This is a genomic window from Enterobacter sp. DC4 (genome assembly GCF_000568095.1).
Classification (GTDB): Bacteria; Pseudomonadota; Gammaproteobacteria; order Enterobacterales; family Enterobacteriaceae; genus Enterobacter; species Enterobacter pseudoroggenkampii.
Genome location: NZ_AZUB01000003.1, coordinates 368239 through 390625 on the forward strand (window position 1 = coordinate 368239; position 22387 = coordinate 390625).

Consider the following 22387-nt stretch of genomic DNA (forward strand, 5'->3'; position numbering starts at 1 on the left):
GGGTCAAATGAGTGATATATTTTCACCCATAAACCCCGAGGAGGCGTTATGTCTGAATTCGATTTATTTGCGCAGGAACTGCTCGAAAAAGCAGAAGCTGAAGAAAAACAACAACAAGAGCGCGACAGGAAGCTGATTGATCGGGTACTTGAAATTTACGACCAGAAGTATGTCGCAGAACTGCTAAGAAAAATAGGTAAAAATGAGTGGAGCCGCGAAACCCTGAACCGCTGGATAAATGGCAAGTGTGAGCCGAAATCGCTTACCATGGCTGAAGAAGCGCTGTTACGGAAAATGCTGCCGGAGCAACCCGCTCATCATCCTGACTATGATTTCCGCTTTATTGACCTGTTTGCCGGTATTGGTGGTATCCGTAAAGGATTCGAGGCCATCGGCGGGCAATGCGTTTTTACCAGCGAATGGAATAAAGAAGCGGTACGTACCTACAAAGCAAACTGGTACAACGATGAAGACGCACACACATTCAATATGGATATCCGCGAAGTCACGCTAAGCGGAGAAGATGATATATCAGAAGAGAAAGCCTACGCTCATATCGATCAACACATCCCGGATCATGACGTCCTGCTGGCCGGTTTTCCCTGCCAGCCATTCAGTCTGGCTGGGGTGAGTAAGAAAAACTCGCTTGGACGCGCACATGGGTTCGAATGTGAAGCGCAAGGGACTCTATTTTTCGATGTTGCCCGCATAATCAAGGCTAAGCAGCCAGCCATTTTTGTGCTGGAAAACGTTAAGAACCTTAAGAGTCATGATAAGGGTAAAACGTTTAAAGTCATTATGGATACCCTTGATGAATTGGGCTATGAAGTTGCTGATGCCAGTATCACAGGGAAAGATGATCCTAAAATTATTGATGGTAAAAATTTCCTGCCACAGCATCGTGAGCGTATTGTTCTGGTCGGATTCCGCCGCGATCTTAATATCCATCAGGGATTCACATTAAAGAATATTGATAAATTCTACCCTGAGAAAAGGCCAACATTTGGTCAGCTTCTGGACCCTGCGGTTGACAGTAAATATATCCTTAGCCCTAAGTTATGGGAATATCTCTATAACTATGCTAAAAAGCATGCTGCCAAAGGTAATGGGTTCGGTTTTGGTCTGGTTGATCCGAATAATGAAAACAGCGTCGCGAGAACATTATCCGCTCGTTATCATAAAGATGGTTCTGAAATTCTCATCGACAGAGGATGGGATAAAGAACTCGGCGAAATCGATTTCTCTAATCCAGAGAATCAGGAACAGAGGCCAAGAAGACTGACGCCTCATGAATGCGCCAGACTGATGGGTTTTGAGCAACCAGGTGGCAAACCATTCCGGATCCCCGTTTCCGATACCCAGGCCTATCGCCAGTTTGGGAACTCAGTGGTCGTTCCCGTTTTTGAAGCCGTGGCAAAACTGCTTCAGCCTTATATTATGAAAGCCGCTGCAACCAAAACGACCAAAAAATAATATAAACAGCCCCCCCCGGAATTTATCCGGGGGATAACAGAATGAAATTATTTAATCGACATACAATGCTTTGGTTTCATCGATAAACGTTTCTAACGAAATAAGATATTCCCGGATAGTTTTCGGGTACTTATCATGAAGACTACTGGGCACAACCAACCTGACCCTTTCCTGCTGCATCTCCTGAAATTGCGCAACGGAAACACCTTCCTGAAGAGTAAAGAGGTAAATGTCCTGAATTCTGTCGGCTTCATTTAATATCTGCCGCCAGCGATCTTTACAGGTCGTTTTTACTGCCAACATACGAAGCTTCTGCTCAGGAAACGTTTCATCGTGATAAGCTTGTGCAGAGGGGAATAAAAAATCTGGCTTCTTATTTCCTTCCGTGACGGCCTGAGTCTCAAAGGTTGTCAGTCCATGCTCATTAAAAAGCTGTTCAAGATGCAGCTCCAGTGATTTACCGGCCCGTGATTTTCGTCTGTTACTCACGGAGTTCGCCAGTGCAATAAATTCATTTACTGAACCAAACCCAGACTGAACCATACCCAGAACGTGCATTTCTTCCACCAGCAGGAAAATTTCGTACTCAACACGACGACGTTCAATCAGTTGCTTATCCGGTCCAACGACATTTGGGGAATAATGAGCTGCTGCATACTCGATAATCTCCTTACCAGAAGGGAAATGCGTTCTCCACTCTTCCGGAAGACGATACTCACTGGAGACAGGTTCTTTTAAAGCCAGGCCGCCCAGAATCTCATTTGCGGGGCCATAGACTAGCGAACCGGGAACAATCTCTCCGAGTGATGACTCAACAATATCTTCTTCTTCAGCGTCATAGCACACCCAGATATCGACAAACTGACTATCTGCCCCCTGCCGATGGTCAAACGCCAGTAACGCTAGTGCCCCCGTGTTCTCAGGGTTTTGCAGAGGATTTTTTCCTCCGCCCCATCGGGTGATACGCTTTTCATTTCGGGTCTTACCAAAGAAACGACTATTGTAATAAACGGCCCTGGCCTCGGTGTCCGGGCAACTGTGCGAGGAGGTATGCGCATTCAGCGTCACAGACGGGTTAAGATCCCTTGTATGATTAATGGAAGGGAAAAGATGCTCAACAATGCCAGAAGGTATGTAAATGCCAACCTGATGGCCACCCGTCGCACCGGTATCGTTGGCTGACAGGCGCTTGATGAACATATAGGTGTCACTGGTTGACTTATCTAAAAGCCATGAATGTAGCCCCGACATCATCACTTCCTCGCTGTAAAAATATCGCCGATTTATACAGGGCTATCCTGCCACAGCTCCGCCTCTCTGAATATGCAGTTTTGTGTTAAAAAATAAGATATTACTGCTTCAGACTATCCACCACCGACATCACCCCTGCCGGAGACTGCTGCAAACGAATCTGCTGCGCCATATAGGTCATATACGGATCCATATGGCTGAACATCATGCGATACCCGGCACACAAATGATTCAACCGATCGTGAAGTCGATGCTTCGGACAACCGCCCTGGCAGGCAAAGCGCCACGGGCAACGATGGCAATCATCCGGTAGCTGCGCTTTCTGCTGGCCGAATCGCCGTTGCGCTTTACCTGCAACCAGCTTTTCCAGCGGCTGCTGTAGCAAATTACCCAGCCGATGCTCCGCATCCACATAGTGGTCGCAACTGTAGATATCACCGTTCTGCTCAACCACCAGCCCGCGTCCGCAGGTAGGCTGCATCACGCATATCGCCGGGCGTTCGCCCAGCCACGCCGCCAGCGTGTTATCAAAAAGCTGAACGAATACCCGCCCAACATCATGGCGTACCCACTCATCGAAGATGGCGATCATAAACCGCCCGTAATCTTCCCCCGTCACTGACCAGGGTAACAACACTCGTTGGGCGTCATACTCCACCACCGGAATAAACTGGAGAAATTCAGCGCCCACCTCACGAGTCAGGAAGCGGTAAATATCCAACGGGGCCTGCGCCGTCACATTGTTCACCACGGTCAGGATATTCACCTCCACACGGTGACGCTTCAGGGCATCTAACGCAGCCATCACTTGAACGAACACGGGTTTACCACTGCCCGTCTTACGGTAATGATTATGCAGATGCGCCGGGCCATCCAGCGATATCCCCACCAGAAACCGATGCTGAGCCAGAAATGCAGCCCATTCGTCGTTAATCAGCACCCCGTTGGTCTGAAGGCTGTTGGTAATACGCTTATCCCCGGCATAGCGCTGCTGGAGCGCCACGGCCCGGCGATAAAAATCAAGCCTGGCCAATGTGGGCTCGCCGCCCTGCCAGGTAAAGTTCACCTCCGTGCCGGGCGATGCCGCGATGTACTGGCGAATATACGTTTCCAGCACCTTATCGGACATATGCCGCTGTCCGCAGGTATCACGCAGCACACCCTGCCCTTTTGCCAGGTAAAAACAGTAATCACAGGCCAGATTACAGCGCCAGCCCGCAGGCTTCGCCATCAGATGAAAAGCGTGTTTCATAGCGTCACCAGTATCAACGTGGCAATCATCAGCAATACCCCAGAGAAAACGCGCTGTAGCCAGCATTCCGGCAGCAGAGTACGCAGCCTCATGCTGACAGGCTGGAACGCCAGCGTGCAGAGAAAAATCACAGCCACAATAGCCATATTGACGTAACCAAACTGCATCGATGGTGGCAATGCGCCGGTATCCGGTGCGGTGTGATACAGATAGCTGACCACCGTTCCGGCGCTGCCAAACACCATCATCCAGTTACAGTACACAGCGATATGCTGGCGCGGGATCCCGGATAGCTGCGACATCAGCGGCGCTAGCACGGAACCACCGCCCAACCCAGTCAACCCGGCTACAGCACCGCCAGCGGTACACAGCAGCATCCCGGTACTGCGCGTCCGGTTATCCGGTTGTACGTTTTGCTGAGTTGTCGGGCGCGAATATCCACAGCGCAATGCCAGCCCCACCAGGACCAGCGCAAACAGCATCAGCAGCACCTTATCCGACAGCAAAAAGCTGGCGTACACGCCAGCCTGCATTCCCGTCGCCATACCCAGCGACCAGAGCACCAGCAGCCGCGAATTTAACCGGATACCCTGACGCCAGAAGGCGCAGACGTTAATCAACGCACTCAGCATCACCACCGTCAGGGACGTCGCGGCCAGCACCTGCACAGCACATTGCGGAAACAACAAATGCAGCACCGGCACGAGCAGGATACTGCCCCCGACGCCAAACAGCGCCGAGAGCAAACTGGTTGCCATACCACAGCCGCAGAGTGCGGCAATCATCCATGCCGTCATCACTTACTCCACCGGAACAATGACGGGCAGGTCTTCACCAATTGCCGTCATTTTGCGGCCAATATCCTGACGTAATTTATCGCGGATCCGCGCATGTTCCGGGCTGGCAATCAGGTTCTGGCGCTCCCACGGGTCATTCAGCAGATCATAAAGCTGGCTCTCCACGTAAATCGTCGCGGCAGACTCATTCCACGGATCGCTGCCGGGCGCGACAATCTCATATTTCCAGCGCGTGGTGCGCAGCGCTCGCCCGACTTCCGATTCGCTAATCTGGATCAGCACTTCCTCGTCCCAATGCTCAGCATCCAGTGCGGTTTGTAAATCACGTCCCACCATGGTATCCGGCACTGTAATACCTGCGGCGCTTAACATCGTGACCGGAATATCTAGCAACGTCACCAGATGCTCTACCGTTCTGCCACCGCTGAACGGCCCACCCCGCGCCACGCAGGGGATACGAATGCTGGACTCATGACACGAACGTTTATATTCATCGTTACGGGTGCGGAAGTGGCAGCCGTGATCGCTGAAGAACAGAATAATGGTGTTGTCGTATTCGCCGCTGGATTTAAGGTAATCGACAATCCGCCCGAGGTTTTCATCCAGGTTCTGGCACATGCCGTAATAATCCGGCAGGTTCTGCGGCCAGTCGCCGGGGCGGTTAATCAGATCCGGCGGCACCGATGCGGTCTGGAAGCGTTCGGCGTAGCCATCCGGGGCGACAAAACGCGCCATATCGTTCTGGAAGTGCGGCTCCAGATAGGAGAGAAACAGCAGGAATGGATTATCCCGCTGGCGATTTTGCAGGTAATCGAGCGCGAACGAGGTCTGGTCATCCACCCGGTAGCCATCGAAATGCACAGGCTGGTTATCGTTATCAAAAAAGTGACCGCCGTAAGGGTGCGATGTATGTTCCAGCGCATCTGCCGCCAGCCAGTATTGCCAGCCGCCGCGCAGTGCTTCCGGCACCGGTTTTTCATCGAGATCCGCCAGGTGCCACTTCCCGATATAGGCCGTGTCATACCCCGCCTGATTGAACAGCTTCGCCAGCGTCACCTCATCCTGCCGCATGGCGATATTATTGCGGTAACAGCCGTTCTGCGTAGGATAACGCCCGGTTTGCAGGCAGGAACGCGCCGGGCCGCAGACCGGCTGGACGGTAAAGGTGTTTTCGAACTTCACGCCCTCGCGGGCAAGCTGGTCCAGAACAGGTGTGGTACTTACGGCTGGGTTATAGCAGCCCACCGTGTCCCAGCGCTGTTGATCGGTGAAAAAGACCAGAATATTCGGTTGCATCATGTTCTCTCCATTAGAGTGTGGCGGGCGCGTAAGCGTCCGCCGTTTTAGACCGTGGGGTTGAAGTCAGCAGGAAAGCGGACAGCAGAGTGAACGCAGCGGTGATACTGCCGAGGATCAGATAGGTGCTATGGAAACCGATGGTGTCGTACAGGTGGCCTGCGACGGTAGATAAAACAATGGCGGCGGACTGCTTGATAAACATCACGCCCACCAGATAGATGGTCCCGGACAAACGGGTATCAAAAACGTCAGCGATATATTTGAAAATACCAATCAGCAGGAAAGGCACTTCAAAATTATGCAACATCCGTAAGAAGAGCACTTCAATCGGCCCGGTGGCAAACGACGAACCAACGATCCGAATCGTCATAATGGTACCAGTAATTAATAATGCATTCTTGCTGCCAATATATTTATTAATCAGCAGCGGAATAAAAAACATTACGGCGGCGTCGCCGAGATTCCCGGCAGTTGTAATATAACCAAATGCTCTTGCCGCCTGCTCCTGATGGTCAAAGAAACGAGTGAAGAAATTAATAAACTGCTGGTCGAAAACATCATAAATACAGGCCACGCCTAATACATATAATGTGAAATACCAGAACCGACGGAGTTTAAACAGCTCCCACACGCTCACCTTCTGCTGGCGGACCTGTTCCGCTTCAATCCCCGGCAGCGGCTCAGAACGGGCAACCAGCAGGATCACCACCAGCAATAAAGCCAACGCCGAACCAATCCAGTAAATCCATGTCGGATCAAAACCATAAAGAATACCGGAGATAGTCGCGCAGGCCGCCGACCCAAAGCAGCCAAACAGCCGTGGACGTCCGTACTCAAAGCCCCGATTACGGCTAACTTTCTCGACAAACGCCTCCACCGCGCCATAGCCCGCGTGGAAGATAAATCCCAGATACAGCCCACCCACCACCAGCCCGATCGCAAAGTGGCTTTGCAGCAGCGGGGTATACACGTAAATAAAGAACGGCGCGAAGAGCACCATCAGGATAACGAGCAGCCACAGCAAGTATTTCTTCGGCCCAAGCTTATCCGTTACCCAGCCCAGCAGCGGTTGCAGGCAGATAGCCGCCACGGCAAAGGAGGAGAACACCATACCTATATGCGTTTTATCCAGCCCCACCATCCGGGTTAACCACATCGGTAAAAACAAGAAGCAGGAAGACCAGTTGTAGTAATAGAACAGGAAAAAGAATCCCCAGAGGATCACATTCCATTTTGTATCGCGTTGAATAGCCATAATGCCCTCAGAGTCGGAATTTCATCAGATTCAGAATAAAGAGCACCTAAAAACCTGCTTATAACCGTTGTCATAACGCCACAGGAAATTAGCGTGAACGGATACACAGTTTATGGCTGATTTATTTATTCGCAGCGGCAAACTCTTTTTCCGCATGGAACAAATGAAGTGAGGCGGATCATAAATAACGGACTGTCGTATATGATAATGGTCATAAGTCGCCCGTTTGTTTCCTGTCATCGTTTTTTGAATTTCAACAAACAGGATGGCAAGCATGAAAAAAACAACCGGATGGTTCTCTTTACTGGCGCTGTCAATTTCTCTGGTCTGCCACCAGGCGGCAGCAAACAGCCGTTTAACCGCGTCGGCAATTCGCGTGATGGATGCACAGGGCAACAACGTCAGCCAGCCCCTGCTGGACAATAATCCGGCCACCCAATGGCAGTCGAAGCTGGATTACAACCGCTGGCTGGAGATGGACTTAAAAGGTACGTACCAGCTTAGTGAGCTACAGTTCTCTACCCCACTCAACACGCTAACGCGCTTCGACATCTACAGCAGCGACGATGGTGTGACTTACCGCAAAATCGCCTCCGCAAAGACCAGTAAATCGAACGAGCGACTGCCGCTTAACGTTCGCGCCAGCCGTCTGCGCATCAATATCACCGACTATTCGGCGGGTACGAAAGGCGTGGTCAACGATATCTCTCTTACAGGGGATAAAATCAGCGATACCGCGCCGATGCCGCCTGCGATTCGAGTTGCGGATTACACCACCACCGAGTGGGCTAAGCGTCATGAGCGTCGCCAGAACACAACGTATCGCCAGCAGGAAGTCATCAGCGAAGCGCAGGCGCTGGTTGAGCGGGTGCTCGGCGCACAGTACCAGAACCGTTTTATCTTCGCGGTTGCGCCCTCCACCACTGGCAAAGACAGCTTCACCGTGAAGGAAGCTGACGGCAAAATCAGCATCAGTGGACCGAACGGTATTTCACTGGCCTCCGGGCTGAACTGGTATCTGAAAAACTATCTGCACGCCAATTATGATCCGCTGAATGTATCCAATCTGACCATACCGACAAACTGGCCGATGCCAAAAGGCGTCACAGAGAAAGACACTCCCTATCAGTACAAATATGCCCTGAACTTCTGCACGCCGTCCTACACCATGGCGTTCTGGCGCTGGCATGATTACGAGAAATTCCTCGACTGGGCGGCAATGAACGGCGTCAACCTGATGCTGGATGTTGTCGGCCAGGAAGAAGTTCAGCGGCGGATGCTGCACCAGTTCGGCTACAGCGATAACGATGTGCGCCAATACCTCCCTGGCCCGGCTTACTTCGGCTGGTTTTACATGGCGAATATGCAGAGCTTCGGTGGCCCACTGCCGCAGAGCTGGTTTGCCCAGCGTACCGAGCTGGCGCGTAAAATTCACGACAGGATGGAAGTGTACGGCATCACGCCAGTCTTCCCCGGCTTTGCCGGGCAGGTGCCGGATACTTTCGCCGCCAAAAATCCGCAGGCGCAGGTGATCGATCAGGGCGACTGGGTTGGCTTTGTCCGCCCACCGATGCTGCGCACCTACGTTAAGCAGGGAGAGGACTATTTCAGCAAAGTGGCCGATGTCTATTACCAGACGCTGAAAACCACCTTCGGTGATATCAGCCACTACTACGCCGTCGATCCATTCCACGAAGGCGGCAACCGCGCCGATCTGGATATGGTGAAAGTGGCGCAGACCGTGCAAAACAAGATGCTGGAGCACGATAAAGACGCCGTATGGATTATCCAGAACTGGCAGGAAAATCCCACTGACGCCTTCCTGAACGGCCTGAAGAAGGAGCACGCGCTGATCCTCGATCTTTACGCCGATAACAAACCTAACCATGCTATCCGCCACGAGTTCAGTAACACGCCGTGGATCTGGAACATGCTGCACGCCTTCGGTGGCCGCATGGGCTTCTCCGGAATGCCGGAAGTGCTGGCACAAGAGATCCCGCAATCGCTGGCAGAATCGAAGTACATGAAGGGCGTGGGCGTCACCGCCGAATCGCTCGGCACCAACCCGATGCTGTACGAAATGCTCTATGACATGGCGTGGGAAAAATCGCCCATTTCGTCAACGGCGTATATCCACAACTGGCTCACCAGCCGCTACGGTGCGCAGTCGCCGGAGATTGAGCAGGCATGGGATATTATGGTGAAAACCGCGTATCACCGCCGCAAAGATCGCCAGCGGGCGGAAGACTCGATCATCGACGCCAAGCCCGGCTTCGGTGTCACCCGCGCCTGCACCTACTACACCGCGCTCATCGACTACGACAAAGCCGAGTTTGAAAAAATCCTGCCGCTCTACCTGAGCGTTTACGACCGCTTTAAGGATAACCCGGCGTATCAGCACGATCTGGTGGATATCACCCGTCAGATACTGGCCAACGCCTCGTATGAATATTACCGCGCCTTTGAAGATGCGTGGATGGCGCAGGATTACAGCGCCTTCAATCAGCTTTCCGGCAAATTCCTGCGCCTTATCAAGCTTCAGGACAAGGTACTGAGTACCCGCCCGGAATTTATGCTCGGAACATGGATCAACAGCGCCCGCTCGATGCTCGATGGTATGGACGACTGGACCCGCGACCAGTTCGAGTTCAACGCCCGGGCAATGGTCACTACCTGGGGAGCCGAACAGGCCGCTGACGCCGGGCTGCGCGATTACTCCAACCGCCAGTGGCAGGGGCTCACCGGTGATTTCTACTACCAGCGCTGGGCAACCTGGATTCAGGCGCTGAAAACTGCTGCGGCTACCGGGCAGAAGCAGGACGCCATCAAGGTGAACTGGTTCCCGCAGGAGTATCGCTGGGTCAATCAGACGGGTAACGGCTACCCGACGCAGCCTTCCGGGCGCGATATCCGCCAACTGGCACAGCAGGCTCTGGCAGAGTTCTCCGTCACCAGTGAAGACCTACGCCCGTACCGGGAAAGCAAGGACAAGCGCAATCTGGCACTGAATAAGCCGGTCTTTACCCATGGCGACATTATCAACGCCGAATTCTCGACTGAACGCGTGGTGGACGGACAGCCCTCAACGCTTTGGGGCAATAAAACCTGGCCTGCGGATCTGATTATCGATCTTCAGGGCGTGCAGAAGGTAGACGGTATCGAGCTGGAGTTTGAGCAGACGGCGGAGGATATGCGAAATCCGGTGGTCTCCGGCTGGACGGTAGAGATTCAGGACGCACAGGGCAACTGGCGCACCATTCAGGATAAATCGAAAGACTTCTCGCAAAAGCAGGTTGTCAATGCGGTGCCGTACAAAGGCGAAGCGCAGAAAGTCAGGGTCACGCTGACCAGCGCGGATTTCAAACTGCGCCCGGATCTGAAGCCACAACTGGCGGAAGTCCGCGTGCTGGCGGCAACGCAATAACCCCATCCTGACCCCTAAGAGAATGCCCGTTCTGCGGCATTCTCCCTTTCTGCGAGAAAGCTTATGAACAGAAATACCCTGCTCTGCGCTCTGCCGTTACTGGCATCCGGTATCGGCCTGCCCGTGATGGCGGCTGATATTGATACCGATGATATTCAGCAAGAAGTAGATACTGGTCAGGACCAGGTGCCCGTATCAAAGCCCTGGAAAGTCCGCGCGGGCCTGCTGATTGAGACCGAAAACAAAGAAGGGCAGTCGTTTGATAAAGACGGCTTTTTTGAACCCACATTATGGATGGATTTCTCCCGCGATCGCTGGACGTTTTACGGTTCCTATTATCAGGAAACCCACGGCACCAATTACAGCGATGGATTCAGTCGCGACAACTGGTTTAACCAATACGAATTTGACGCCCGCTATCTGATGGTAGACCAAAAAGATCTGGCGCTGGGCATGACCTTCCACTTCCGAAATTACACCTTCATCTATCAGGATAACCCGGAAAAAACGCAGTCCGGCGGCTATAACTCCCAGCGCTGGTCGTTCCAGCCCGACTGGCGAATTAATTTCACCGATAAATTCAAATCCACCGGCTGGGTGACGGTCTACAACTGGTACAACAATCTGCATGAAAACGGTCTGGCGAACCGGGAATTAAAAGGCGAAGGCGGCTTCGAATATCGCTTCAACCCAACCATCGCGGTGCGGCTGAATTACTTTATCGATCGGGGCTGGAATACCAACAGCGACGACCAGACCGGCGAGTTCTGCCGCTCACAGCTGCGCCCTTATATTCCAATCACCTTCTCATTGTTTGACGCAGGCCCTACCACCATCACGCCTTACGGGCGCTGGACGCTGGATGTCTGGTCGCAAAATAAGTCGCGTAACCAACGGATGCACACCACGGAAACCCGTACCGGCATCTTTATCGAGCAAAAGCTGTCGCCACATCTATCCATGACGCTGGATTACGCCTATGAAGTGCAGGCCCGGCACGATTTATCTCCCGGCGATAAGCCTGTTGTGAAGTTCCACAAAACCGGCCTCGGTTTTATCTATAGCTTCTGAAGAGGATTACCATCATGAGTACACCAATATTACCGTTTCTACCCGATAACGCAGACTGGATCTATCAACCCGATCTCAGCGACGAATTTAACGGTCCGGACCTCGACCCGCGCTGGTGCCCCTATTACCAGGCAAGCTGGGGCGATCTGGATGCTTCCCGCGCCCGCTACCGCTTTATTACCGAATCCGATGGCACCGTCAGCCTGGAACTGTATGTCGATAATGCCGGGCAGGGATACTGGCAGCCGTGGCGGGCCAGCAACAACACCTACAAGGTCGCGGGCATCACCGGCGGCACGCGGGACTATATGAATCAGTGGCCGAGCGGCGGTTTTCCTATCACCAACCATATGCCGTATTACGATGCCTTTGCCACCCGCTACGGTTATTTTGAAATCCGCACCCGCTTTCTGAGCGGCAGCGGTCTGGCCCCGGCCTTCTGGTTCCTGGGAATGCAGGATGCGGCGTACACCGAAAATATGGAGGTCGATTCACCGGAAGTCTTCACTCTGGAAAACGTCGTAAAATTTAATCTGCTGCCGCGACAGGGAATGCAACAAGTCTCGATTCCAAAACCCTATGGCGAAGGCACTGAACTACCGGATCTGGAAGACGGCTACCATATTTATGGTCTGGAATGGGATCCGGAATATCTGAAGCTCTATATCGACGGGCAACTGGTTTCAACCATTGATGCGGCGATTGATTACCGCATGTTCCCGCTGATCTCCCTCAATCACCATGAAACCAATAACGCCGAAGTGGGCAATATCTACGATAACGACCCGCCGCTGCCAAACGACGAAACCTTCACTATCGACTATTACCGGGTATTTAAAAAAGCGGATACGCCCGCCGATCCATGGCCGAATTATCAAAACCCGCTGTTGCCCGGCTATAACATCGCCGAACGCGCCTTTATTAATATCTATGGCTATGACGGCGATAACTCCACCTCGCGGGAAGGCAAGCTGAATGACGGCGATCACTTCAGCGTCGCGGACACCTATCCTAAAGGTAGCGGCACCGAGGAGGAGAATGAGCGCTGGTACAACGACCAGTTCCGCTATATCTATATTGAATGGCATCAACCAGTGGATTTCGACACACTGGTCCTCTATGCCACAAAGGCACAATCCACCGCGCCGCAGAATATCCGTATTGAGGTTTCCACCGATGGCTACGGCGACTGGGCAGTTGTGAAGCCTGATTTCGATCTGGACTGGCAAACAGATGATCCGGGTATTGCCGAAGGGCTGAAAATTACGCTGGATACGCCATTGCAGCAGAATCAACACGCCCGTATCGTCATCAATACCGCGCCGGAAAGCTACGCTTTGAGCGAAATTGAAATCGGCACACAAATTAACGCCACCACCCGCTTTAAATAATTCGCCACGGCGGCATCCCCTGCCGCCGTTAATTTTCCCATCTGGATATTGAGTTTCGACGGGAAAACCTTCATAGAGTGCGATAAACCCACGGCATCCGTCTCATCCGGAGTGCCATATGCCTGTTCGTCACGTTGTCCTGTCTTCATTAATCTCACTAGCTGTGCCTGCCGCGCAGGCCATCACCACACCGGAAATCGCCGCCTCCGCCCTGTCGCCGACGTGCGTAAAGTATCAAGTGGTCGGCGTCTGCTACTGGCTGTTCTGTTCGCCGTTTGGCTGCTCAGTGCGTACCTCGGTAAAAGTACGCCATTTCCGCCCGGACCTGGTGGTATCAGCCTACAGCGTAACCGGGCAGAACCCGTGGGCTGAGATGTCGCCTTTAAGCTCACCGCTGCCCGGTATCGCTGAAGCCGGTGGTGATACCAACCCCCGCGCCATCGGCCAGCACAGCAAAGTCCGCTTTAAAAACGCCGATGCGATTGGCTTCCCTGCCGGTGATGCGCTGGCGAACTTCTTCGCCCAGTTTGGCTACGTCTGCGCTCCGTCGTCACAGCCTTTTCTCCCCTACTTCCTCAGCACGCTTGATGCGCTCGCCTGGCGTAGCGGTATACCGGAAATGTTTTATCCGGAGGCGTTAACGCCAGGACTGCGCGAAGTCAGCAAAGATGGCGATATGTGGGGCAATGTCTATCCACGAGCCGGGGCACTCAGCCAGACGCATGACTACAAGGCTGGGGCGGTCATCGCCCAACGCGCTGCCGATCTGGTAACGCGGAGTGGTCAGTCACATGTTTATATTCCGTTGGCTGCCACTTCACACGACGGATACTGGCCTCCGGATCCGGTCACGGAAGGCGACAGCAATAACCACCAGTGGCAAATGCTGGTTCCCAAAAAATCTGCCTCCTGCGCCATCTTCCCGGATGGCTCCACCACCGACTCTTACGCCGACAAACTCGCGGAGGATGGCGCATATATCTGGACGCTGTGGCGGCCCTACAAATGCTGTCCGCGTCGTGGGCAGACCTTTCTTGGCAGCAGCGGAGGTTAACTATGCGCTCAGCCTGGTGTCTTCTGTTCGTCGCCTTTCTCGCCCCGGCGGCTGATAAATACCAGTATCAGAAACAAGGGGCGATCAGCGACTGGATGTATTATCGCATCGGCGGCGGTGCGGCCATTCCCCCTTCAGCAACCTGGCGTAACACCTTCCCGCTGACGGCAGGCGTAAGCTGGAACAGCGATATGATGTGCGGCAATTTCGATATTGATACCACAGTGCGCAATCAGCTCAACGGCGTGACGGACGGCTTCCAGCAACTGATGGGAGAGGTTATCGAAAGCGCGACCAGCGCGGTCGCCAGCCTGCCTGCGATGGTGATCCAGCGCGCTAATCCTCAGCTCTACGATCTACTGACCAACGGCGTACTTCAGGGACGACTCGACTTTGATAAATCACTGTTAAGCTGCCAGAAGATGGCTGGCAAGATGACCGATTATGCGCTCGGTCCGGCATGGACGCAGAGCGCTCAGGCGGAGAACTATCAGGGCATTGCGGCCAGCGAAAAAGACGCCGTTCGCGCCGACCAGCGAGCGGCTGAAGAAGCGGCAGAGAAAGGCAAACGCTGGGTTGGTGGCGAGCATCGCGGCGGTAAAGGCCAGCCCCCCATCAAGCTGGTACGCGATACGACGGTTGCAGGCTACAACATCCTCAATAACCGCAGTGCGACCAGCACCAGTTCGATATCCAGCAACGACTGTCAGGGTGAGCTGTGTCAGGTATGGAGTAAACCCGACGACGCTGCGCAATGGCTGACTCGGGTGGTTGGCGAGCAGACCATTAACGTCGCCCCGGATAACGATCAGTCTGGCGATACGAGCCAGCAAAGCGGTGCCCAATCCGGCGTCGGGCTGACGCCGCTTATTCAGGAAGAGCAGGATAAGATCCAGCCGCTGATTATCGATATGGTGAACCGCAGCCAACCCGTTAACGATGACACATTAGCCCAAGCCAGCGGTGGCGAACTGCATCTGACGCGCGGCGTGATTGAGGCGCTGCGCGACGATCCCGATGCAGCGGTACTTATCCAGAGGCTCTCCGGCGAATTGGCGCTCTCCCGCGTGATGGAACAGGCGCTGATGGCCCGGCGCACACTACTGGCTGGGATGCGCGAACCCTATGTTTCCGGTGAAAAAGAGGCACAAACCGCGCTGACCCAGACCACCGCCCAGCTCAACCAGGAACTGTCACAGCTTAAGCTGGAACTGGATATGCGCCAGGCGCTGGCAGATAACGCAGCGCTCACCATCCTTGAACGCCAGACAACGCGAGCGAAGACCAAAGGCCAGGCTATCGGCGTAGAAGACGACACCGACAAACGGGTGGACGATCTCAGCAAACCCACTGGCGGGGATACGCAATGAAACGGCTGATGCTCTCCAGCACTCTGCTCTTGGTCTGTATGGCAGTGATGTTTTATCTGGCTACTGATAATACACCGCAGATTAACCGCAGCGACCTGCTGCTCTGGCGCGTAACGCTTTACGGCGTGATTAGTGCTGTGGGCTGGCGTCTGTATGACCGTTTTCCACCTTATCGCCCGGCCATCCACCGCATCGCGCTGTGGTTTATCGTACTGATTGTGCTCAACGAAATCGTGCCGGAGGTGTTCCGGTGACAACCAACAGCTATCTGGAATACTTTCTGACGCTGCTCGGCTGGGTGGTCAATAACGGGTTGTGGAATGCGATTAGCGCCACCGGATTATTCGCCCTGCCGCTACTGATTAAGTTGCTGGCGCTGTGGCTTCAGGCCAGAAGTCAGGGAGCCGATGAAGGCAACAAAGCCGCGCTGTCCCTGGTATGGACCGAGCACCTGATGTACACCTCGCTGCTGGTGATTATGTTCACCTGCGTACCGATGTTGAACATCGACCTCGATACCATCAAATATGACACCACGCGCTCAAAGCAGTGCGGTATGTCGGTACCACAACCCGCCGATACCGGCTATCAGCCGATTATTAACTCACTGGGCGGCAAAACCGCCGCCGTCCCGGTCTGGTGGTACTTTATTCATGTGATCAGCAAAGGCATCACCAGCGCAACAGTTGCCACCCTGCCCTGCCAGCCAGACCTGCGTCAGATCCGCTTTGAGGTGCAGCACACCCGAATCAAGGATCCAGCGCTGGCACAGGAATTGCGGGATTTTGTCGAGGAGTGTTATGCCCCTTCCCGCGCTCGTCTGAAATTCCGCGCCGGAGAGCTGGACGATGACACCAGTGACGATACGGCCTGGCTGGGATCATCATATTTTCTCAACACGGCTGGTTACTATGATACCGACCATGCGCTTTCACCACATAGCGACTGGTCGTATAGCGCATCACGCGATGCCGGGCTGACCGATACAGGTGCCGGTGGCTACCCTACCTGTAAACAGTGGTGGGCCGACGATACGGTTGGGCTGAAGGCCCGGCTCCTGCAACTCCCGGCCCCGGATATATGGACAGCGTTTAAAAAGATCGGCCAGTCACAGGCTATATATGAAGAGGCCGTGCTGCGCTCGCTGGTCAGTGAACGAAATATGCAGGTATCACAGAACGGGCGCGTTTACCCCGGCTATGGTGGTAATGTTGACGGCACGCTCACCAACGCCGCCACGCGGTTAGCCTCTACAGCCGGAAATATCCTCGGCAGCATAGCGGCGTTCCCGGCATTCGACAGCGTGCGTCAGGCGCTACCGATGGTGCAGGCGCTGCTGCAAATGGCGCTGGTGATCTGTATTCCGCTGATAACGCTCTGCTCGGCGTGGGATGTGAAGGTGGTGATGACGCTGACGTTTGTGCAGTTCGCACTGTTCTTCCTCACCTTCTGGTGGGAGCTGGCCCGATGGCTCGATAGCTGGCTGCTGGATGTGCTCTACAGTAGTGATACCCACAATAGCTGGAATCTGGCCGGGCTCCAGAATACGCAGGATGACGTCATTATTAATTTGGTTTTGGGGTCAATGTTTCTGGTGTTGCCGACATTCTGGCTGGGAGCGATGACGTGGGCGGGAGTGAGGGTTGGCGTGGCGGTTAATGGCGCGCTGGCGGGCGGGGTTAAGGTGACGCAGGATAGTGGGGGGAAGGCTGGGGGGATGATTGAAAAAGTATGAAGTTATCATGCGATTAGCTTGCTAATTAATATTTAGTCGGCGTAGAGATCAAGGAACTACTTTTATCTAAGCACTCATCATTTTTTATTTAAATGATTCCCCTAATTTTCACTTTGATAAAATATGAAAAGATGATAAATAAATCTAGCCTTATCATCTTTCCTAAAATAACTAATCAATAACGCCAAGCTGCATTAGAATATTCGCGTCCACCTTCAACATCTGAAGCTGCATCTGCCAGTAATTCACGACCTTTACTATCAGAAGCCAAGCCAACATAACTTTCTACAGGCCATCTATTGCAAATATATGCTTTTGCAATAGCTAAACGGAAACGATAACCTAAATCCCAACCTCGCAACCAACCAACATCTGGTAATTGTTGGGAAAGCATATCACGAGATTTTTGTGATAACTTGGACTTCAATATTTTATGATGTAAATTTATATATAATTTTTCAATCACATGGAGACCTTTATCACCACCATTTTTTATAGCAAGAACAATAAAAAAACAATCAAGCATATCTGCTTCTTGCTCATCAAGATCGTTAGTAACAGTCATTAAAGAGTTATACCAAGGCTCTAAACCTTCGACAATGACAGCATCCGATAACCAACCAAGTGCATCCGCAATATCAAAAAGCAAGCTTGAATGAGTTACAGTACGAATTACCTCATCTTTAAGGAGATAGTTATATTGTGATAAGAGTTTTTTCTTCCAAACCTTGGGCACGAATGTTTTTACATTTATTCTTTGCACAACTTGTGCGACAGCGATATCAGGAAAATAATCAAACACCATACTTGCGATGTTTTTATTATCACGCGAAATCATATCGTTTATGAAATGAGAAAGTCCTTTAGTAGCAGAAGGAACCAAAGGAAGTAAGCTTATCACATCAACATCGTCTAATTTGTATCCAGTTGCGAGTAAGAACTCAGGATTCCGTTTAGTTACAATTTTACGGGCAATTGGGTGAGCATAGCTAAGTGTCCAAAAATCAGATGATTGAATAGTCTCTATCAAGCTTTCAAAAATAACTCTTCCACTTTCAGAACTGGAATGCGATGATAAAATAAAAAGATCTAAAACAGACTTTGCCTTTTGTGGCCAAAAACCAATTAAATTATCAACTCCAGCCATTGTGATTGCTGGGAACATTATTTCCTTTTCATTACCGCTCAGCATTATGTTAGTGATCAACATAATTTGTTCATGACCAGCTAAGATACCATCGACTAAATGTTGTTTTAAATGTTTCGCATCATTTAAAGTAGGAAATGATTCAGAAATAATATTAATTATACGCTGCACAGCTCCCACTTGAGATTTATAACCAAGCGAATGGATTTCAGCCAATGGTCTAAATGATCCCCGCTGCTTACGCACATCCCTTCCATATTCCCATAGGAAAGTACGTAATGAAGTTTTACCTCCACTTTGCACATCTGTTAGCGCATTATTTAACCAACTAGAGGAGATATTCTCACTTTCAGAATTGTTAGATTCATCTTGAGAAAAGATAGCAATAATATCGAAACGAGCAGAGCCTGTTGGTCTTTGCATCCGAGAAGCGGCTGTCTGGAATCGAAAATTACGTCTAAGCTTAGGCCATTGCTGTGACCAAACAGCAAATAATGGCTGGTCAAGCCTATCTGAAGAAAGAACTTCAATGTTTGTACTTATTCTTCCATACAGTGAATCAATTAATTTTTCAACAATTGTAATATCTAACGGTAACTGAGAGGAATTTGTTTTGTTTAGATCGACCTCTAGAGGCTGTCTGTAATAATCTATCTCTATAGAAACGCTAGGGCGAGTAATAACACCCTGTAATATAGACAAATCTTCTATAGATTCCAACATTGCTGGCTCTAACAATAAAGCATGAGTCCAAACACACCCAGGCCTTGGCATCTCTGGAGCAGGCCATGTATACATTAAAACATAACGCCCAATAGAAGGCGCGGGAGAACCAGTCCAATAACCCTTTGAACTTCCGAAAACAACACCCGGAGCGAGATCACTTAACTCCGTAAGATATGCACTTTCTTCACCAAGAGGTAATGATGAAGCAATCAATCTATGACCATCATCATAACCAAATAAGCAATGATCTAATTTCATTCGCCCGCCGACATAAGCCATACAAGAGGTTCGGTCAAATCATTCCCTTCGCTTTCCGGACCAACAATTTTAATTCTCCGACTTGCCAATAAAGTAGCAATCTCATCAACTGCGGAATTATCAGAAAGGCTAACTCCTTGTGCAGAAACACCATAAATCTGATGGTCAAAATAATCTTTATTAGTCTTCAGGAATTGTGCCACAAGTGGCATATTTACCTCTAACCAATCGTTAGGTGTTACTCCTGAACTATGGATTAAATCCCATGCAGATATTAATAAAGCGATTCGTCGCAAGCGAGGCTCAAAAGGTGGCCTAATAATATCACTAAGAAGCTGCACAACTTTAACTTGAGCAGGTAATAATTTTGGTTCCCATTCAGTTATTCTAATTTCAACATTCTCATCAGCAGAACCATCGCTCAAAGACTCTTCCGTTTCACCATTACTAGGTAATCTTGCATTGAGCTCAGTTACAGATAGATCGTCTTCTCTAACATCTGAACTAATAAAGAATAAAATCCCATCGTCATCAGAAAAACCTTTCATGAAATCTTTTCGAAATATTCTATCTTCTACTTGCCGATCAAAGACCTCTCCAGCCAGATCAGGAAAAAAGGCTGTTCCTTTCTCACCAGTTTCGCGATTTCGCAAATGAATCGCTACGTTCATATCACCGACCTGAGATGTTCTAGGAACGGGTTCAAAGTTCCGCCATGCTTCAGCTATGCGATTAAGATAGGTAAGGTCTCCCTCATAAGCATCTAATTCTAAAAGACAATTCGTCTCATCAGATTCAACCAAATGCCAGAGTGCTGCTAAAAAAGTTGTCTTACCTGATGCAGGTAATCCCATAATTATGAAATTTGAATTCACTGAACAGCTCTCCTCACTAGCAGTTTATCAAATTCATCTGTCAACTCAGGAAGACGAGGATTATCAATATGTTCAAGTGGTTTCACTCTCAACCAAGTTTTCAGAAGTGGAGCTAATCCTTGTGCTGGCTCTGAATTAGGATGTAGCGCACGAGCAGCAGTATGAAAAATTTCAAAATGAAACCTTCCAGACAACATAGTTTCAATAGTTTGCTCAAAAGTAGTTAAGGCATCTCGAGCTTGAGATTTTTCATCACCCTCAAGTAAATCAAATTTAGTAACAACCAATTGGATCTGTGTGTGAGATGAAATATTCCCTGAATTAATCACAACACGCACGATATTTCTTACAGAAGAAAAAACCTCTGACCGTTTTCTTGGTAAAGCTACGCGCTCACCATCAACGATAAAAGCGATGGTTGTTGCCTTGCGAATCTCTATCATGTCAACAGCACGATCTGGACGATCTCGGATCTCTCGATAAACTTCACCAGCACGTTCCGAAATAAGAAGATCACGGCGTAAAAGATCTGTTTCATTTGACAATGCCAAATGAAAGAAGCGTAAGCCATCTTGAGCCGAAGTTCTATCAGTGTCTGGATATGACCTTCCTGACTCAGCCCGAGAATGAAAGCTTTTTCGTTCAAATCCCATTAATGTCAGGCTATGGCAAAAATATGAATTTGCAAAAGCACCGCGTAGGTAACGGCCATATATTTCGGTTACTAATGTTGTTTTACCACCGTTACGCTCCCCAACTATGGTTATTATTGAAGCATCACGCCAACGCAGAAGCTGATCTGCCTCTTCCAGAGTAAGCATTGTAGAAGTAGGTAGCGATACCCACGCCTGTGCGGGATCACCAGATTGAACCTTAACTGATTCCGGTTGTTCAAAAACATCAACATCAGTTTCTTCTTCATTGAGCTGATTTGTCACAGCAGCCGCCCTAAAAGATATTCACGGTAAAGTTGTTCAGCCAAAGCTAGAGACTCTAACTGAATTGAAGATTCAAGCCCTGTTCTCGACTGAAATTGCGCATACCAAGAACCAATACCAATTGCCTCAGCTAACTCAATCGCGGTTGAAATAGGGGCAAGTTTGGCTGGTAATGTTGCAGGTACCTTAAGGCAACGAAGTTCCTCCACACTGAAACCATCGATAGCTGTAGAAAGTTCTTTGGGCTGCGCCCCGCGCCCTTTTTTAGCAGTTAAAATTACGCGTTCAAGCATCGCAGGTATAGCAACAGGGCCAAATTCGGACGAATTAGTTAAAGCCCCTAGGTCTATTGCGGCAGTTATTGCTGCTTGTTGGGTTGAGAAAGTAGTGAAACTACGATTAAAAACCCTACTATAACCGCCTGTCAGCCACCAAAGCATCTGGCTTTCTTCTCGCATCAATGCAGCCTGTCGCTCAATTTTTTTCAGTATACCCATACTCTGATTTGCAACTGTTTTCGCCGATGTTTGGGCTTCTGTTCGAATCTTCCCAAGCAGAGTGATTAGCGTTGCCCAATCATTTGTGGCACTCAAAGCAGCAATCTCTTCGTCAAGTTTGGGAGTAACAGTGGGAACTATTTTGATAGGAATTTCTTGAAATGCTCTCCCTGCAATGGCCAGCTTAATAAAGCTCTCTTCAGCATTGTTTAAAAGCCACAAAGACTGTAAAGGCCGACGCAGACCTTTAACACTCCCAACACATATCGCCAAGATAGCAACAGCATTTTCTTGATCGATTAGTTCCCCCAGAACTGATGCGGATAAAACACGAGCTTCTCTTTCATTATTCCACAAGCTAAAACTTGCATCGTCTTCTGCGAACTCATCTCGAAACCATTCTAAAGAAATATCAGCATTACCGTAGTAAAATGATGCTAAATCAAGTATTTGCTTTTGATTGATGTTTTCTACGATCCGTTTGACCGGTTCTTGACGAGAAATTATTGTTTCTGATGTAGGAGATAAACCCGCTTCAGCATAACGGTCCGCGAATGTTAACATTGCCATACTT

The 22387-nt window shown here is 50.6% G+C and carries 17 protein-coding genes; 8 read left to right on the forward strand and 9 right to left on the reverse strand.

The annotated features are described in order from the left end of the window. The first annotated feature begins 48 nt into the window (after positions 1-48). Positions 49-1473: a DNA cytosine methyltransferase gene (locus P349_RS13090; RefSeq protein WP_032650050.1), complete on the forward strand. Its 1425-nt coding sequence runs from the start codon at positions 49-51 to the stop codon at positions 1471-1473. Positions 1474-1524: 51 nt separating this feature from the next. Here the strand turns inward: P349_RS13090 and P349_RS13085 are convergent, their stop codons facing one another. From P349_RS13085 to P349_RS13065, 5 genes are all read right to left on the reverse strand, one after another. Next, a complete protein-coding gene (locus P349_RS13085; RefSeq protein WP_032650052.1) occupies positions 1525-2724 on the reverse strand; it encodes a type II restriction endonuclease in 1200 nt (399 codons plus the stop codon). 100 nt (positions 2725-2824) lie between these two features. After that, positions 2825-3976 carry an anaerobic sulfatase maturase gene (locus P349_RS13080; RefSeq protein WP_032650054.1) on the reverse strand — a complete coding sequence of 384 codons (1152 nt, stop codon included), beginning with the start codon at positions 3974-3976 and terminating at the stop codon, positions 2825-2827. Further along, positions 3973-4773: a sulfite exporter TauE/SafE family protein gene (locus tag P349_RS13075; protein WP_032650055.1), complete on the reverse strand. Its 801-nt coding sequence runs from the start codon at positions 4771-4773 to the stop codon at positions 3973-3975. Before P349_RS13075 ends, P349_RS13080 begins: the two co-directional genes overlap by 4 nt. 3 nt (positions 4774-4776) lie before the next feature. After that, a complete protein-coding gene (locus tag P349_RS13070) occupies positions 4777-6069 on the reverse strand; it encodes a sulfatase-like hydrolase/transferase (protein ID WP_032650092.1) in 1293 nt (430 codons plus the stop codon). Between the two features lie 13 nt (positions 6070-6082). Then, a complete protein-coding gene (locus tag P349_RS13065) occupies positions 6083-7327 on the reverse strand; it encodes an oligosaccharide MFS transporter (RefSeq protein ID WP_032650057.1) in 1245 nt (414 codons plus the stop codon). Between the two features lie 274 nt (positions 7328-7601). Here P349_RS13065 and P349_RS13060 point away from each other — a divergent pair, with 274 nt between their 5' ends. The 7 genes from P349_RS13060 to P349_RS13030 all read left to right on the forward strand — a co-directional run bounded on the left by P349_RS13060 (position 7602) and on the right by P349_RS13030 (position 17372). Then, the gene (locus P349_RS13060) at positions 7602-10751 is read left to right on the forward strand and encodes an alpha-N-acetylglucosaminidase TIM-barrel domain-containing protein (RefSeq protein WP_032650059.1); all 3150 of its coding nucleotides are present in this window, start codon (positions 7602-7604) and stop codon (positions 10749-10751) included. 63 nt (positions 10752-10814) lie between these two features. Further along, positions 10815-11822: an OmpG family monomeric porin gene (locus P349_RS13055; protein ID WP_050597493.1), complete on the forward strand. Its 1008-nt coding sequence runs from the start codon at positions 10815-10817 to the stop codon at positions 11820-11822. Between the two features lie 14 nt (positions 11823-11836). Beyond that, a complete protein-coding gene (locus P349_RS13050; RefSeq protein ID WP_032650061.1) occupies positions 11837-13213 on the forward strand; it encodes a glycoside hydrolase family 16 protein in 1377 nt (458 codons plus the stop codon). A 118-nt stretch (positions 13214-13331) separates the two neighbouring features. After that, entirely contained in the window at positions 13332-14267 is a 936-nt protein-coding gene (locus P349_RS13045) for a TIGR03756 family integrating conjugative element protein (RefSeq protein ID WP_032650062.1), read from the forward strand. Positions 14268-14269: 2 nt separating this feature from the next. Then, on the forward strand, positions 14270-15637 hold the full coding sequence (locus P349_RS13040; protein WP_032650063.1) for an integrating conjugative element protein: 1368 nt from the start codon (positions 14270-14272) through the stop codon (positions 15635-15637). Further along, the gene (locus P349_RS13035) at positions 15634-15891 is read left to right on the forward strand and encodes a hypothetical protein (RefSeq protein ID WP_032650064.1); all 258 of its coding nucleotides are present in this window, start codon (positions 15634-15636) and stop codon (positions 15889-15891) included. Before P349_RS13040 ends, P349_RS13035 begins: the two co-directional genes overlap by 4 nt. Further along, positions 15888-17372, forward strand: coding sequence for a conjugal transfer protein TraG N-terminal domain-containing protein (locus P349_RS13030; protein ID WP_032664102.1), 1485 nt, complete (start codon positions 15888-15890; stop codon positions 17370-17372). Before P349_RS13035 ends, P349_RS13030 begins: the two co-directional genes overlap by 4 nt. A gap of 175 nt (positions 17373-17547) precedes the next feature. Here the strand turns inward: P349_RS13030 and P349_RS26335 are convergent, their stop codons facing one another. Genes P349_RS26335 through P349_RS13020 form a run of 4 tightly spaced genes read right to left on the reverse strand, consistent with a single transcriptional unit; the run spans position 17548 to position 22383 of the window. After that, positions 17548-19524: a GAP1-N1 domain-containing protein gene (locus P349_RS26335; protein ID WP_152540104.1), complete on the reverse strand. Its 1977-nt coding sequence runs from the start codon at positions 19522-19524 to the stop codon at positions 17548-17550. Then, positions 19500-20378, reverse strand: coding sequence for a TRAFAC clade GTPase domain-containing protein (locus P349_RS13025; RefSeq protein WP_032651518.1), 879 nt, complete (start codon positions 20376-20378; stop codon positions 19500-19502). Before P349_RS13025 ends, P349_RS26335 begins: the two co-directional genes overlap by 25 nt. Next, complete coding sequence (locus P349_RS25400; RefSeq protein WP_202963024.1) at positions 20375-21316, reverse strand: TRAFAC clade GTPase domain-containing protein; 942 nt, start codon at positions 21314-21316, stop codon at positions 20375-20377. Before P349_RS25400 ends, P349_RS13025 begins: the two co-directional genes overlap by 4 nt. Then, positions 21313-22383, reverse strand: coding sequence for a GTPase-associated system all-helical protein GASH (locus P349_RS13020; protein ID WP_032651514.1), 1071 nt, complete (start codon positions 22381-22383; stop codon positions 21313-21315). The genes P349_RS25400 and P349_RS13020 overlap by 4 nt, the downstream gene beginning before the upstream one ends. Positions 22384-22387: the final 4 nt, after the last annotated feature.